Source organism: Streptomyces sp. NPDC058646 (assembly GCF_042716875.1).
Taxonomy (GTDB): Bacteria; Actinomycetota; Actinomycetes; order Streptomycetales; family Streptomycetaceae; genus Streptomyces.
The window spans coordinates 272143-286638 of record NZ_JBHXRK010000004.1; the positions used below are offsets into that span (position 1 = coordinate 272143).

Consider the following 14496-nt stretch of genomic DNA (forward strand, 5'->3'; position numbering starts at 1 on the left):
ACGGGCCGGGCCCGGTGCCCCCGTGGGGGAACCGGGCCCGGCCCGTATGACTGCTGCCGACAGCTGCGGCGGCGACGCCTAGTTGTCGTCCTCGTCGATCAGGAAGCCCCGCATGGGCGAGGGCGCCTGCATCGGCTGCGGAGCACTCGGCCGGACCGGAGCCATCGGCTGGGTCATGGCCGGGGACATCTGCTGCTGGCCACCGTACGACTGGGCTCCGCCCATCGGCGAGGGACCGCCCATGGGGGACGGGCCGCCCATCGACGGACCGCCCATGGAGTGCCCCATCGCACCGGCCGGAGCCATCGACGGGGACGGCGACGGCGGCAGCGAGGGCGCACCCGGGTTCCGCGGCGGGGCCAGGGAGTCGTCGGCCTGGGTCTCCAGCTGGCGCAGCTGCGACTCCAGGTAGGACTTCAGACGGGTGCGGTACTCACGCTCGAAGCCCCGCAGGTCCTCGACCTTGCGCTCCAGCGTGGCGCGGGCGGACTCCAGGGAGCCCATCGCGACGCGGTGCTTCTCCTGCGCGTCCCGCTCCAGCGCGTCGGCCTTGGCACGGGCGTCGCGCTCCAGACCCTCGGCGCGCGAACGGGCCTCGCCGACGATCTTGTTGGCCTCGGAACGGGCCTCCGCGATCGCCTGGTCGGCAGTCTGCTGAGCCAGCGACAGGACGCGGGCGGCACTGTCGCCGCCGGGGCCCTGCTGCGGGAGCTGCGGCTGCTGCTGGTGCTGCTGCTGCTGGTGCATCTGCTGGCCCATGGGCTGCATCTGCTGCCCCATCTGCTGCATCTGCTGGCCCATGGGCTGCATCTGCTGGCCGAGCGGGTTCTGGCCGCCCATGGACTGCTGCTGACCCATGCCCTGCGGACCACCCATGGGGTGCTGCTGCATGGGGCCGCCCATCGGGCCCGGACCCTGCGGTCCGTGTCCGCCGGGGCCGGCGGGCAGCTGCGGCTGGCCGCCCGGCAGCTGCGGCGGGCCCATCTGCTGCTGCTGCTGCTGCTGCGGCGGGCCGGATATGGCCGCGGGCACGGGGGCACCGGGGCCGCGCTGCTGGTCCTGGGGTTCCGGCTTGCGCATGCCCTGCTGCTGCTGGTTCTGCGCGGCGGCACGCGTGGCGGCGGCCAGCTTGGCGCGCAGGTCCTCGTTCTCGCGCAGCAGGCGCGTCAGCTCGGACTCAACCTCGTCGAGGAAGGCATCGACCTCGTCCTCGTCATAGCCTTCTCGGAGGCGGACGGTCGTGAACTGCTTGTTCCGCACGTCCTCGGGGGTCAGCGGCATGTCTTCTTCACCTCTACGTAGTCGTCGGCAGTCGGCAAGACCGTATCGGGACTGTCCCCGCGCCTGCGGGGGAGCACATCGTTCACACGCTTCTCGCAGCGGTGCTCACGAAACTGATGAGGATGTAAACGATGATCATCAGAACGAAGAAGGACAGGTCGAGTGCCACGCCCCCGAGACGCAACGGCGGGATGAACCGCCGAAGAAGCTTGAGCGGTGGATCGGTGACAGTGTAGGTGGCCTCCAGAACGACCACCATCGCCTTGCCGGGCGCCCATGAACGTGCGAACTGGAACACGTAGTCCATGACCAGTCGGAAGATCAGCACGATGAGGAAGCACATCAGCGCGACGTAGACGACCTCCAGTGCGACACCCATCCCGCGCTTCCCTCTCCCCGTTTCCCGCTCTGTTCCCGGTCCCGTATCTGACGGATCGGTCTAGCTTTGGTTGAAGAACCCGCCCTCCGCGATGCGGGCCTTGTCCTCCGCCGTGACATCGACGTTAGCAGGCGACAGCAGGAACACCTTCTGTGTCACGCGTTCAATGCTGCCGTGCAGACCGAAGACAAGACCGGCGGCGAAGTCCACGAGACGCTTGGCGTCCGTGTCGTCCATCTCCGTGAGATTCATGATCACCGGAGTGCCCTCACGGAAGTGTTCCCCGATGGTACGGGCCTCGTTGTAGGTCCGGGGGTGCAGCGTCGTGATGCGGTACGGCTCCCGCTCGGAGACGACCTTGGGCATGATCACGGGGGCGTTCTTCTCCAGGTTGGTGCGGTCAGGTGTGATGGATGCCACGGGGGCGATTCGCGCAGGACGTCCGTTTTCCACCGGAATTGGGATGGGCTCCCGCTGCGCCGGGGGCTGGACGGCTCGTACCGGTTCGTCCGTTACGGGCGGTTGGTGAACCGGCGGTTGGCGGCGGTCCCGGTCCCGGGCTCGCTCCGGCTCCGGCTCGGGCTCGAACTCGTCGTCGGGGTCGTACCCCGGGTTGTCGTACCGGTCGTCCTCCACGAGGCCGAGGTAGACCGCCATCTTGCGCATCGCGCCGGCCATTCTCTGAGTCCTCCGCTCTGTGGTGGATCGCCCTGTCGCAGGTGCCGCCGTGTCACGAATGTCACCAACTGCCCGCGATCCACGTGGTCTGCCCGCCCATCAGCGGGAATGACCATATTTTCTGCTGTGGTCCGACTTTCTTCGCGACGTTACCCGAGCCGGGGTCTCGCGCCGAGTACCGCAGTGCCGACGCGTACATGTGTCGCACCGGCCACAACGGCCTGTTCCAGGTCTGCGCTCATCCCGGCCGACACCATCGTGGCAGCCGGATGGTCCGCGCGCAGGCGGGATGACAATTCCACCAGCCGGTCGAACGCGGCGCGTTCGCGCCCCGCGTACGGACCGGCCAGCGGTGCCACGGTCATCACTCCGTCGATCCGCAGCCCCGGCGCCCCGGCCACGAGGTCCGCCAGCTCGGCGAGCTGCTCGGGCGCCGCGCCGCCGCGGGCACCGCGCTCCCCCGCCTCGGCGTCGAGCGCGACCTGCACGAGGCAGCCGAGTTCCCGTCCGGCCTGGACGGCCGCCGCCGAGAGGGCGGTCACGAGCTTCGGCCGGTCGACCGACTGCACCTCGTGCGCATATCCGGCCACGGAACGGACTTTGTTCGTCTGCAACTGACCGACGAAGTGCCAGTTCAGCGACAGGTCCGCGCAGGCCGCGGCCTTGGGGGCGGCGTCCTGGTCCCGATTCTCCGCAACATGACGGACACCCAGGTCCGCCAGCAGTCGTACGTCGCTCGCGGGGTAGGTCTTGGTGACCACGATGAGCGTCAGCTCTTCCCGCTTGCGCCCCGCGGCCGCGCAGGCGGACGCGATGCGCTCCTCCACCCGCGCGAGGTTCTCCGCGAGCTCCGACTTACGATCCGTCATCCTTCAGTCCAACCAGACATATCCGGCAAGCCGCCCGGTCACCCGGTCACGGCGGTACGAGAAGTGGTCCCGCGACTCCAGTGTGCAGACCCCGGATCCGCGGACGTCCACCACCCCCGCCTCCGCGAGCTGGGCGTGCACCCCGGCGACCACGTCTACGGACGGGGTCCCCCAGCTGGTCTCGGCCCAGGAGGCCGGCACCGCCTCGGCCACCGCTTCCCGCATCCCGGCGGGCACTTCGTAGCAGCGCCCGCAGACCGCCGGCCCGGTCCGGGCGACGATCCGCCCCGGCTCCGCCCCCAGCGCGGCCATCGCCTCCACCGCGGCGGGCACCACCCCGGCGACCAGTCCGGGCCGCCCCGCGTGGGCCGCCCCCGCGACCCCGGCGACGGGGTCGGCGAGCAGGAGCGGCGTGCAGTCGGCGGTGAGCACCGCGAGGGCCGGCCCCCGGCGGGCGGTCACCAGCGCGTCCACGGACGGGATGTCCTGTCCGGCCGCCCAGGGTCCGTCGACCACCGCCATGTCCCGGCCGTGGACCTGGTTCATCCACACGACCCGGTCCGGCTCCAGGCCGAGGGAGCGGGCGGCGAGCGCCCGGTTCGCCAGAACGGCGGCCGGGTCGTCTCCGACCGCGCCGCCGAGGTTGAGCTCTTCGTACGGAACGGCGCTCACCCCGCCCCACCGGTCGGTGAAGGCGAAGTGGGCGCCGCCCACGCTGTGCTGCTCCGGTGTCACTTCAAGAAGTCCGGGACATCCAGTTCCTCGGCCGGGCTGTCCTGGTACGGCCGGGCCGTCGGGACCTGCGGCGCGGGGGCCTGGGCCTCGGCCGGGGCCGCCTCGACGGGGGCCGGGGGCTCCTCGCGCGGGGTGACCGAGCCGAGTCCGCCGAAGGCCGGGCGGACCGGCTCGGGCGCGCGCACCGGAGCCGGGGCCGGCTCCTCCCGCTTGGTGGACGCGGCGCCGATGACGTTGTCCCGGCGGGCCGGCGGCTGTCCGCCGTCGAACCCGGCTGCGATGACGGTGACCCGTACCTCGTCGCCGAGCGCGTCGTCGATGACGGCGCCGAAGATGATGTTCGCCTCGGGGTGCGCGGCCTCACTGACCAGCTGCGCGGCCTCGTTGATCTCGAAGAGACCGAGGTCCGAGCCGCCGGAGATGGAGAGCAGCACGCCGCGGGCGCCGTCGATGGACGCCTCCAGCAGCGGGGAGGAGATCGCCATCTCGGCGGCGGCCACCGCGCGGTCGTCCCCGCGGGCCGAGCCGATGCCCATCAGGGCCGAGCCGGCCTCGGACATCACGGACTTGACGTCGGCGAAGTCGAGGTTGATCAGACCCGGGGTGGTGATGAGGTCGGTGATGCCCTGGACGCCCGAGAGCAGGACCTGGTCGGCCGACTTGAAGGCGTCGAGCACGCTCACCTGGCGGTCCGAGATGGACAGCAGACGGTCGTTGGGGATGACGATGAGGGTGTCGACCTCTTCGCGGAGCTCGGCGATGCCGTCCTCCGCCTGGTTCGCGCGGCGCCTGCCCTCGAAGGTGAACGGGCGGGTGACCACACCGATCGTCAGGGCTCCGAGCGAGCGCGCGATGTTGGCGACGACGGGGGCACCGCCGGTGCCGGTGCCGCCGCCCTCGCCGGCGGTGACGAAGACCATGTCGGCCCCCTTGAGGACCTCCTCGATCTCCTCGCGGTGGTCCTCTGCCGCCTTGCGTCCGACGGCCGGGTTGGCGCCGGCGCCGAGGCCGCGGGTGAGTTCCCGGCCGACGTCGAGCTTGACGTCGGCGTCGCTCATCAACAGCGCCTGGGCGTCCGTGTTGATGGCGATGAACTCGACGCCCTTGAGACCGACCTCGATCATTCGGTTGATGGCATTGACACCACCGCCGCCGACACCGATGACCTTGATGACTGCGAGGTAGTTCTGCGGTGCTGCCACGTCGAAGGCCTCTCGCCTCGAGTTACGTGTCGCCGCCTCGCGGGCCTGCGTTGCGACGACTGATGCCGAAATAGGGACGGTCCGAACGCGCCGACCCGAACCCTCACCCTGAAGTTTAGGGTTAGGGGTGTGTCTGTTCCTTGGACTCTTCCGAACAGGACACTAAGTCGACAAGTAGCGCGGGTTCAACGAACACGCCGAACCTCCCGTTTTTCTTTTCACCCTATGTGATCACCCGTATCGCTGGCCAACCAGGGTGCGCCGCTGTTCGACTCGACGTCAACTCCCGGACACGGCAGGGGCGGTGGGGACGCTCACGTCGAAGTGATCGGCCGTGGGCGCGGCTTTCAACAGGGCGGTCAGCGCACGGGCCTTCGCCTCGCCCTGTTCGCCGCTCCCCCACCGCACGGTCCGGCCCCCGGTCAACTCCAGCACGACCGAATCGTACGAACCCACCTTGACCTGCACGGTCTCCTTGACGATCGGTTCCGGGAGGCCCGCGGCGACCTGCACGGCCTCGTGCAGCAGCCGCTGCTCGTCGAAGCGGCGGGCGCTCGGTGACCGGCCGGCGTCCAATTCGAGGACCGGAACGCCCGCGGGTGCTTTCGGAACCGTGTCGAATCGCACACCCGAAGCGTCCACTTCCACGAAGCCGGCGTCCTTTTTGATGAGCAGTACGGGTTTGCGTTCCGTCACTTTCAGCCCGATTCCGTGCGGCCAGGCCCGCACCACATCGACCGAATCGATACGGGGCAGCCGGCCGCGGACCCGGCTCTCGATCTCGTCCGTGTCGACGCTCGCCAGGGGTGCGCCGACGGGCACGGCCGCGGCGGCCAGGACCTGCTCGGGGGTGAGCACCTCGGTGCCGGCGGCCGTGACCTTCTCGACGCGGAGCCAGGAGGAGCCGTAGAGGGCCCAGGTGCCCGCGGCGGCGAGGACCACCGCGGCGGCGAGAACGGCCAGCACGGGGCCCCGGCGGGAGTTCCCGCCGGGGACGCCGGAGCTCCCGGGCCGCCCCGGTTCCCTGGGGGGCCGGGGGGCGCCGGAGCCCTTGCGGGCAGGCCGGTCAGAGCCTGGTGTGCCGCGCTGCGCGGTCGTCCCTCCGGCCACTCCTGTGCCTCCTGCGTAGTTGCGACCGCCACTCCGCCTCAGCGGTTGTGGTGGGCCGCGATCGCCTCGTACACCATGCCGACCAGCAGCTCGTCGGCGTCCCGGCGGCCGAACTCGCCGGCGGCGCGGGACATCTCGTACAGGCGGTGCGGATCGGACAGCACCGGGAGGACCTGGCCGAGCACCCACTCGGGCGTCAGCTCCGCGTCGTCCACCAGCAGACCGCCGCCGGCCTTGACCACCGGCTGGGCGTTGAGCCGCTGTTCACCGTTGCCGATCGGCAACGGGACGTAGGCGGCGGGGAGCCCGACGGCGGACAGTTCGGCGACGGTCATCGCGCCCGCGCGGCACAGCATCATGTCGGCGGCGGCGTACGCGAGGTCCATCCGGTCCACGTACGGTACCGGGACGTACGGCGGCATCCCGGGCATGTTGTCGACACGCGGCAGTTCGTTCTTCGGGCCCACCGCGTGGAGGATCTGGATCCCGGAGCGCTGGAGGGTCGCGGCGACCGCCTGGATGGTCTCGTTGAGGCGGCGGGCGCCCTGCGAGCCGCCGGAGACCAGCAGGGTCGGCAGGTTCGGGTCCAGGCCGAAGGCGGCGCGCGCCTCGGGGCGGACCGCGGCCCGGTCGAGGGTGGAGATCGAGCGGCGGAGCGGGATGCCCACGTAACGGGCCCCGCGCAGCTTGCTGTCGGGGGTGGAGACCGCGACGGCGTGCGCGTACCGGGAGCCGATCTTGTTGGCCAGTCCGGGCCGGGCGTTGGCCTCGTGGACGATGATCGGCACCCCGAGCCGCTTGGCGGCGAGGTAGCCGGGCAGGGCCACGTAGCCGCCGAAGCCGACGACGCAGTCGGCCTTGGTGCGCAGCAGGATCTCCTCCGCGGCCTTGATGGTGCCGCGCAGCCGTCCGGGGACGGTGATCAGCTCAGGGGTGGGCTTGCGGGGCAGCGGTACGGCGGGGATCAGCCCGAGCTCGTAGCCGCGCTCCGGCACCAGGCGGGTTTCCAGTCCGCGCTCCGTGCCGAGGGCGGTGATGCCCACTGAAGGGTCCTGCCTGCGCAGGGCGTCCGCGAGGGCGAGCGCCGGCTCGATGTGGCCGGCGGTCCCCCCACCGGCGAGTACGACATGCACCGAAATTCACCGCTCTCCGGACGGACGCTTCTTGACGCGCCGTCTCATCGACTTCCATCTCACCACGGTCCGCTTCCAGCCGGTCTTCTTCGGCTGCCGCATCGCGAGGGCCGCGCGCGCCGCCGGCTCCTCCCGCGCGAAGGCGATGAGCAGTCCGACCGCGAACATGGTCGGCAGCAGGGCCGACCCCCCGTAGGAGAACAGCGGGAGCGGGACTCCGGCGATCGGCAGCAGGCCGAGCACCGCACCGATGTTGATCACGGCCTGGGCCGTGATCCAGGTGGTCACGCCTCCCGCGGCAAACCGTACGAAGGAGTCCTCCGTGCGTCCGGCCACGCGGATACCCGCATAGCCTAGGGCCGCGAACAGGGCGAGCACCGACAGCGTCCCCGCCAGACCCAGTTCCTCCCCGGTGATGGCGAAGATGAAGTCGGTGTGGGCTTCCGGCAGTTGTCCCCATTTTTCCACACTGGCACCGAGACCGGAACCGAACCATCCGCCGGAGGCGAGGGCGTAGATTCCGTGCACGGCCTGCCAGCAGAGGTCGTTCTTGCCGGGTTCGGTCGCGCCGAGGCACTGCAGCCGGTCCATCCGGTGCGGGCTCGTCTTGATGAGCAGTGCGACGATCACACCCGCGAACGCCAGCACCCCCACGAACAGCCGCGTCGGCGCCCCGGCCAGCCACAGCAGGCCGAACAGGATGGCGCCGAGGATCATCGCGGTGCCCATGTCCCCGCCCAGCATGATGAGCCCGAGCAGCAGGAAGGCCACCGGGACCAGCGGCACCAGCAGGTGCTTCCACTGGCTCAGCAGCCCCTTGTCGCCCTTGCGCGCCAGCAGGTCGGCCCCCCACAGGATCAGGGCCAGCTTGCCGAACTCACTGGGCTGGAGCATGAACGGACCGCCGAGGGCGATCCAGTTCTGGTTGCCGTTGATCGAGACCCCTATCCCGGGGACCTGGACCAGGACCATCAGGAAGAGCGTTCCGGCGAGGACCGGGTAGGAGAGCGCGCGGTGCAGCTTGACCGGCATCCGGGAGGCGATCAGCAGGAGCCCGCCGCCCAGCAGGGCTGCCAGGAACTGCTTCTTGAAGAAGTATGCGTCGCCGAGGCCGAGCTGGAGCGCCTTGATCATGGAGGCCGAGTAGACCATCACGAGGCCGAGCACGGTGATGAGCAGCGAGCTGCCGAAGATGAGGTAGTACGCGGTGAGCGGCCGGTCCCAAGCCTTGCGCAGCTGCTGCTGCGTGCGCCGCACCCCCGCCAGGGGCCCCCGCCCGGCGGGCCGCCTCACGCTCACCACCGGGCGGACCCGGCCCCTGGTCCTGGCCGCGGACGGCCGCCGCCCCGGCAGCATTTGCTTGGCCGGCATCTGTGATCTTCCCCTCCACTCGTACGAGGCGAGCAGCCGACCGGAGGGAACCGTTCCGGAGCCCTAGGCCTTGGCCGCGTCCGCAGCGCTCCCGGCGGCCAGTTCGCGCACCGCGTCGGCGAATGCGTCCCCGCGCTTGTTGTAGTTCGCGAACATGTCCATCGAGGCACAGGCAGGCGCCAGCAGGACCGTGTCGCCGGGCTCGGCGAGCCGGGCCGCTTCCCGGACCGCCGCGAGCATCGCCCCAGTGTCGGTCCGGTCGAGGTCGACCACCGGGACCTCAGGGGCGTGTCGCGCCAGCGCCTCGGCGATCAGCGCCCGGTCGGCGCCGATCAGCACCACGCCGCGCAGCCGCTTCGCCGACTTCTGTACCAGCTCGTCGAAGGTGGCTCCCTTGGCGAGGCCGCCCGCGATCCAGACGACCGGCTCGAAGGCCGCGAGGGAGGCCTCGGCCGCGTGCGTGTTCGTGGCCTTGGAGTCGTCGACGTACACGACCGCGTCCACCTCGTCCACGTGCGCGACCCGGTGGGCGTCCGGGCGGAAGTCGCGCAGCCCGTCGCGGACCGCGCGCGGCTCCACGCCGAAGGCGCGGGCCAGGGCCGCCGCGGCGAGCGCGTTGGCGATGTTGTGCGGGGCGGGCGGGTTGACGTCCTTGACCTCGGCGAGCTCCTGGGCGTTCTTCTGCCGGTTCTCCACGAAGGCCCGGTCCACGAGGATCCCGTCGACCACGCCGAGCATGGAGGGGCCGGGGGCGCCGAGGGTGAAACCGATCGCCCGGCAGCCCTCTTCGACGTCGGCGTCCTCGACCAGCTTCTCGGTGGCCGGGTCGGCGACGTTGTAGACGCAGGCGACGGTGTTGCCCTCGTAGATCCGGCCCTTGTCGGCGGCGTACGCCTCCATGGAGCCGTGCCAGTCGAGGTGGTCCGGGGCCAGGTTGAGGACGGCCGCCGAGTGGGCGCGTACGGAGGGCGCCCAGTGCAGCTGGTAGCTGGAGAGTTCGACGGCGAGGACATCGTACTGCTGCTCGCCGAGCACCACGTCGATGATCGGGGTGCCGATGTTGCCGACGGCCGCGGTCCGCAGGCCTGCGGCCCTCAGGATGGACGCCAGCATCTGGGTGGTGGTGGTCTTGCCGTTGGTGCCGGTGACGGCCAGCCACGGCGCGGCGTTCTCCCCGCGCAGCTGCCAGGCGATCTCCACGTCCCCGACCACCTCGACGCCCGCCCGTCCGGCGGCCGCGAAGAGCGGGCTGTCGGGCTTCCAGCCGGGCGAGGTGACGACCAGGTCGGTGCCCTCGGGGAGGGTGTCCGCGTCCGCGAGGCGTACGGAGATCCCCGGGCCGGCGAGTTCGGCGGCGCGGGCGCGGTGGCCCTCGCTGTCGCCGCCGTCGACGACGGTCACCGACGCGCCGAGGCCGGCCAGGGCGCGGGCGGCGCTGATGCCGCTCACGCCGAGGCCGGCGACGGTGATGTTCTTGCCCTGCCAGGAGGTCACTTGTCGGCTGCCCATCCCGCGTAGAAGATACCGAGACCCACGATCACGCACATGCCCTGGATGATCCAGAAGCGGACCACGACAAGGACCTCGGACCACCCCTTGAGTTCGAAGTGGTGCTGGAGCGGCGCCATCCGGAAGACCCGCTTCCCGGTCATCTTGAAGGAGCCGACCTGGATGACGACCGACATGGTGATGAGGACGAAGAGGCCGCCGAGCAGGGCGATCAGGAACTCCGTGCGGGAGCAGATCGCGAGACCGGCGAGCGCGCCGCCGAGGGCCAGCGAACCGGTGTCACCCATGAAGATCTTGGCGGGCGAGGTGTTCCACCACAGGAAGCCGAAGCAGGCGCCCATCAGGGCGGAGGCGACGACCGCGAGGTCCAGCGGGTCGCGCACCTCGAAGCAGGCGCCCGGGTTGGTCAGGTCCTGCGCGTTCACGCAGGACTCCTGGTACTGCCAGACGCCGATGAAGGTGTAGGCGCCGAAGACCATCACCGCGGCGCCCGTGGCGAGGCCGTCCAGACCGTCGGTGAGGTTCACGCCGTTGGACATCGCCAGGATCATGAACAGGGCCCAGACCACGAACAGCACCGGGCCGATCGACCAGCCGAAGTCCGTGACGAACGACAGCTTGGTGGAGGCCGGGGTGAGTCCGCGCGAGTCCTTGAACTGGAGCGCGAGCACCGCGAACGCGATGCCGACGATCAGCTGGCCGGACATCTTGGCCTTGGCGCGCAGGCCCAGCGACCGCCGCTTGACGATCTTGATGTAGTCGTCCAGGTAGCCGACCAGGCCCATGCCCGCCATCAGGAACAGCACGAGCAGGCCGGAGAAGGTCGGCTCGCTGCCGGTGATGACCTTCGTCAGGGCGTACGCGATGAGCGTCGCCAGGATGAAGGAGATGCCGCCCATGGTGGGCGTGCCCTTCTTCCCGGCGTGGCCGCGGGGGCCGTCGTCGCGGATGAACTGGCCGTAGCCCTTGCGGGCCAGGAGCTTGATCAGCAGCGGGGTGCCGACGAGCGTCAGGAAGAGTCCGATGACTCCGGCGAACAGGATCTGCCTCATCGGTCGGCGACCTCGCCCTCGCGCTCCAGCAACGCAAGCGCGACCCGCTCCAGACCGATCGACCTCGAAGCCTTCACCAGCACGACGTCACCCGGGCGCAGTTCACTGCGCAACAGGTCGACCGCCGCTTGCGCGTCGGACACGACCACCGACTCCTCACCCCACGAACCCTCGTTATATGCGCCCAGTTGCAGCCAGGACGCTTCCCTGCCCCCGACTGCGACGAGCTTGCTCACGTTGAGCCGGACGGCAAGCCGTCCCACCGCGTCGTGCTCGGCGAGTGATGCGTCACCGAGCTCGGCCATGGGGCCGAGCACCGCCCACGTACGTCCCCCGTTGGCCCTTGCGGGGCCGCCCATCGCGGCAAGCGCGCGCAGAGCGGCCCGCATGGACTCGGGATTCGCGTTGTAGGCGTCGTTGACGATCGTCACGCCGTCCGCCCGCTCGGTGACCTCCATCCGCCACCGGGACAGGGTGCCCGCCCCGGAGAGCGCGGTGGCGATCTCCGATGTGGACATGCCCAGTACATGGGCGACGGCGGCCGCGGCGAGCGCGTTCGACACGTGGTGCTCACCGTACAGCCGCAAGGTCACATCACTGCACCCGGCCGGTGTGTGGAGTGTGAAGGCGGGCTGTCCCCCCGGGGCCATCCGTACGTCGGTGGCCCGTACGTCGGCGTCCTCGGCCTCTCCGAAGAGGACCGTACGGGCCTTCGTACGGGCGGCCATCGCACGCACCAGCGGGTCGTCGGCGTTGAGTACGGCGATGCCGCCCTCGGCCGCGGTCGGCAGGGCCTCGACCAGTTCCCCCTTGGCCTGGGCGATCTGCTCGCGGCCGCCGAACTCGCCGATGTGGGCGGTGCCCACGTTGAGGACGACGCCGATGCGCGGCGGGGTCAGCCCGGTCAGGTACGCGATGTGGCCGATCCCGCGGGCCCCCATCTCCAGTACCAGGTGCCGGGTTTCGGCGGTGGCCTTCAGGGCGGTGAGGGGCAGGCCGATCTCGTTGTTGAGGGAGCCGGGTGTCCACACCGTGGGCGCGTGGGCCTGGAGCACCTGCGCGACGAGGTCCTTGGTGGAGGTCTTGCCGGCGGAGCCGGTCAGGGCCACCACGTCGGTGCCGAGGCGCTCGACGACGGCCCGGGCCAGGGCGCCGAGCGCCTTCTCCACGTCGGGGACGACGACGGCGGGTACGCCGACCGGCCGGGCCGCGAGGACGGCCGCGGCGCCGGCGGCGACGGCGCGTTCCGCGTAGTCGTGGCCGTCGACGTGCTCGCCGTCGAAGGCGGCGAAGAGGCTGCCCGCCTCCACCTGGCGGGAGTCGATGACGACCGGCCCGCTGATCCGCACCGACGGATCCGGTATGTCGTGGGGCCGCCCGCCGGTGATGTCGGCGATCTCGGCGAGGGAGAGGTCGATCACTGGTTCACCTCGGCCTGTCGGACCTGCTCGGGGGAGTCGGCCTGCTCGGCCCGCTGCCGGCGCTCGATCGCCGCGCGGAGCACCGTGCGGTCGTCGAAGGGCCGTACGACACCGGCGGTGTCCTGGCCCTGCTCGTGACCCTTGCCCGCCACCAGCACGGTGTCACCGGCTCCGGCGCGTGCGACGGCCGCGGCGATGGCCGCCGCCCGGTCGGCGTCGACGAGGACGGCGGCGCGCTCGGCGGGCGGTACGGACACGGCGCCTTCGAGCATGGCGGCGAGGATCGCGAGCGGGTCCTCGGAGCGGGGGTTGTCGGAGGTCAGCACGGCGACGTCGGCGAACCGGGCCGCGGCGGCGCCCATCGGGGCGCGCTTGGTCGTGTCGCGGTCGCCGCCGCAGCCGAGCACGACGTGCAGCCGGCCGGTGGTGACCTCGCGCAGTGCGCGCAGCACCGATTCGACGGCGTCCGTCTTGTGGGCGTAGTCCACGACGGCGAGGTACGGCTGTCCCGCGTCGACCCGCTCCAGCCGGCCGGGGACCCCGGGGACGGCGGCGACGCCGTCGGCGGCGGTCTGCGGGTCGAGGCCGGCGGCGGCGAGCGTCACGATGGCGGCGACGGTGTTGGCGACGTTGAACGGGCCGGGCAGCGGGGCGGTGGCCGAGACCCGCTGTCCGTCCGGGCCCAGCAGGGTCAGCGTGGAGTCCATGTGCCCGAAGACCACGTCCTCGGCACGCCAGTCGGCGGCCGGGTCACCCGCGGCGGAGAAGGTGACGACCGGGATGGTCGCCTCCTTGGCGAGGCGGCGGCCGTACTCGTCGTCGGTGTTGACCACTGCGAGGCGGGCGCGGCGCTCGGTGAAGAGCTGTGCCTTGGCCTGGAAGTAGTCCTCCATGCCGGAGTGGAACTCCATGTGTTCCGGGCTCAGGTTGTTGAAGACGGCGACGTCGAAGACGCATCCGTCGACCCGGCCGAGGACCAGGGCGTGGCTGGAGACCTCCATGGCGACGGCCTCGACCCCGCGTTCGCGCATGACCGCGAAGAGGGCCTGGAGGTCGGTGGCCTCGGGGGTGGTGCGCTCGGACTTGATGCGCTCGTCACCGACGCGCATCTCGACGGTGCCGATGAGCCCGGTGCTGCGTCCCGCCGCGCGCAGTCCGCCTTCGACGAGGTACGCGGTGGTGGTCTTCCCGGAGGTCCCGGTGATGCCGATCTGGAGCAGGCCCTCGCCGGGGTGGCCGTAGATCGCGGCAGCGAGCTCGCCCATCCGGCCGCGCGGGTCGGCGACGGCGAGCACCGGCAGCCCGGTCGCGGCCGCGCGTTCGGCGCCCGCGGGGTCGGTCAGCACGGCCGCGGCGCCGAGACCGGCCGCCTGGGCGGCGAAGTCGGCGCCGTGCGCCCGGGCTCCCGGAAGGGCCGCGTAGAGGTCACCGGGGCGCACGGCACGGGAGTCGTGCGTGATGCCGGTGATCGTCGGACCCGTCGCCTCGCCGGCGGCTTCGAGGTCCACCAGGGCCGCGAGCTCGGGAAGCGGGGTCGGTCGCACGGACGCGGGGCGCGGCGCTCGCGGCGGCGCTGCCGGGGCGTCCTTCTGGGTGGTTCTGGGCTGATCAGCGTGGGGCACGGCGGTGAGCGTACCCGGCGCGGCGGGCCGCTCGCGAAGTGAGGGCCCGGTCTCCGCGCCGGTGGCCCCCTGGTTCGCCGGTTTCGGGGTGATCGTTGTCACTGATGGTGCCTCACGCTCTTCTGGCCGGGTCG

At 71.3% G+C, this 14496-nt stretch carries 13 protein-coding genes; all 13 read right to left on the minus strand.

What is annotated here, in order from left to right:
* Window positions 1–78: 78 nt before the first annotated feature.
* The 13 genes from ACFWUZ_RS07830 to ACFWUZ_RS07890 all read right to left on the minus strand — a co-directional run bounded on the left by ACFWUZ_RS07830 (window position 79) and on the right by ACFWUZ_RS07890 (window position 14464).
* The gene (locus ACFWUZ_RS07830; protein ID WP_384368754.1) at window positions 79–1281 is read right to left on the minus strand and encodes a DivIVA domain-containing protein; all 1203 of its coding nucleotides are present in this window, start codon (window positions 1279–1281) and stop codon (window positions 79–81) included.
* A gap of 82 nt (window positions 1282–1363) precedes the next feature.
* A complete protein-coding gene (locus ACFWUZ_RS07835; RefSeq protein ID WP_215015015.1) occupies window positions 1364–1660 on the minus strand; it encodes a YggT family protein in 297 nt (98 codons plus the stop codon).
* A 60-nt stretch (window positions 1661–1720) separates the two neighbouring features.
* On the minus strand, window positions 1721–2338 hold the full coding sequence (locus ACFWUZ_RS07840) for a cell division protein SepF (protein ID WP_384368758.1): 618 nt from the start codon (window positions 2336–2338) through the stop codon (window positions 1721–1723).
* A 149-nt stretch (window positions 2339–2487) separates the two neighbouring features.
* Window positions 2488–3207 (minus strand): YggS family pyridoxal phosphate-dependent enzyme, encoded by a 720-nt coding sequence (locus ACFWUZ_RS07845; protein WP_384368761.1) that lies wholly within the window; start codon window positions 3205–3207, stop codon window positions 2488–2490.
* A 3-nt stretch (window positions 3208–3210) separates the two neighbouring features.
* Window positions 3211–3942, minus strand: a complete 732-nt coding sequence (gene pgeF / locus ACFWUZ_RS07850) for a peptidoglycan editing factor PgeF (RefSeq protein WP_384368764.1) — start codon at window positions 3940–3942, stop codon at window positions 3211–3213.
* Window positions 3939–5144, minus strand: coding sequence for a cell division protein FtsZ (ftsZ, locus tag ACFWUZ_RS07855; RefSeq protein ID WP_266937095.1), 1206 nt, complete (start codon window positions 5142–5144; stop codon window positions 3939–3941). Before ftsZ ends, pgeF begins: the two co-directional genes overlap by 4 nt.
* Window positions 5145–5423: 279 nt before the next feature.
* On the minus strand, window positions 5424–6254 hold the full coding sequence (locus ACFWUZ_RS07860; RefSeq protein WP_384368767.1) for a cell division protein FtsQ/DivIB: 831 nt from the start codon (window positions 6252–6254) through the stop codon (window positions 5424–5426).
* Window positions 6255–6292: 38 nt separating this feature from the next.
* Window positions 6293–7387, minus strand: a complete 1095-nt coding sequence (gene murG, locus ACFWUZ_RS07865; protein ID WP_384368770.1) for an undecaprenyldiphospho-muramoylpentapeptide beta-N-acetylglucosaminyltransferase — start codon at window positions 7385–7387, stop codon at window positions 6293–6295.
* Between the two features lie 6 nt (window positions 7388–7393).
* A complete protein-coding gene (gene ftsW, locus ACFWUZ_RS07870; protein ID WP_384368773.1) occupies window positions 7394–8758 on the minus strand; it encodes a putative lipid II flippase FtsW in 1365 nt (454 codons plus the stop codon).
* A gap of 63 nt (window positions 8759–8821) precedes the next feature.
* Entirely contained in the window at window positions 8822–10267 is a 1446-nt protein-coding gene (gene murD / locus ACFWUZ_RS07875; RefSeq protein ID WP_384368776.1) for a UDP-N-acetylmuramoyl-L-alanine--D-glutamate ligase, read from the minus strand.
* A complete protein-coding gene (mraY, locus tag ACFWUZ_RS07880; protein WP_384368779.1) occupies window positions 10249–11319 on the minus strand; it encodes a phospho-N-acetylmuramoyl-pentapeptide-transferase in 1071 nt (356 codons plus the stop codon). Before mraY ends, murD begins: the two co-directional genes overlap by 19 nt.
* Complete coding sequence (gene murF, locus ACFWUZ_RS07885; RefSeq protein ID WP_384368782.1) at window positions 11316–12740, minus strand: UDP-N-acetylmuramoyl-tripeptide--D-alanyl-D-alanine ligase; 1425 nt, start codon at window positions 12738–12740, stop codon at window positions 11316–11318. The genes mraY and murF overlap by 4 nt, the downstream gene beginning before the upstream one ends.
* Window positions 12737–14464 (minus strand): UDP-N-acetylmuramoyl-L-alanyl-D-glutamate--2,6-diaminopimelate ligase, encoded by a 1728-nt coding sequence (locus ACFWUZ_RS07890; RefSeq protein WP_384368785.1) that lies wholly within the window; start codon window positions 14462–14464, stop codon window positions 12737–12739. Before ACFWUZ_RS07890 ends, murF begins: the two co-directional genes overlap by 4 nt.
* Between the last annotated feature and the right edge of the window lie 32 nt (window positions 14465–14496).

Excerpts from the sequence above, each read along its gene's own strand:
- ACFWUZ_RS07830 (WP_384368754.1), bottom strand. The coding sequence starts at position 1,281 with ATGCCGCTGACCCCCGAGGACGTGCGGAACAAGCAGTTCACGACCGTC.
- ACFWUZ_RS07835 (WP_215015015.1), bottom strand. The coding sequence starts at position 1,660 with ATGGGTGTCGCACTGGAGGTCGTCTACGTCGCGCTGATGTGCTTCCTC.
- ACFWUZ_RS07840 (WP_384368758.1), bottom strand. The coding sequence starts at position 2,338 with ATGGCCGGCGCGATGCGCAAGATGGCGGTCTACCTCGGCCTCGTGGAG.
- ACFWUZ_RS07845 (WP_384368761.1), bottom strand. The coding sequence starts at position 3,207 with ATGACGGATCGTAAGTCGGAGCTCGCGGAGAACCTCGCGCGGGTGGAG.
- ftsW (WP_384368773.1), bottom strand. The coding sequence starts at position 8,758 with ATGCCGGCCAAGCAAATGCTGCCGGGGCGGCGGCCGTCCGCGGCCAGG.
- murD (WP_384368776.1), bottom strand. The coding sequence starts at position 10,267 with ATGGGCAGCCGACAAGTGACCTCCTGGCAGGGCAAGAACATCACCGTC.
- mraY (WP_384368779.1), bottom strand. The coding sequence starts at position 11,319 with ATGAGGCAGATCCTGTTCGCCGGAGTCATCGGACTCTTCCTGACGCTC.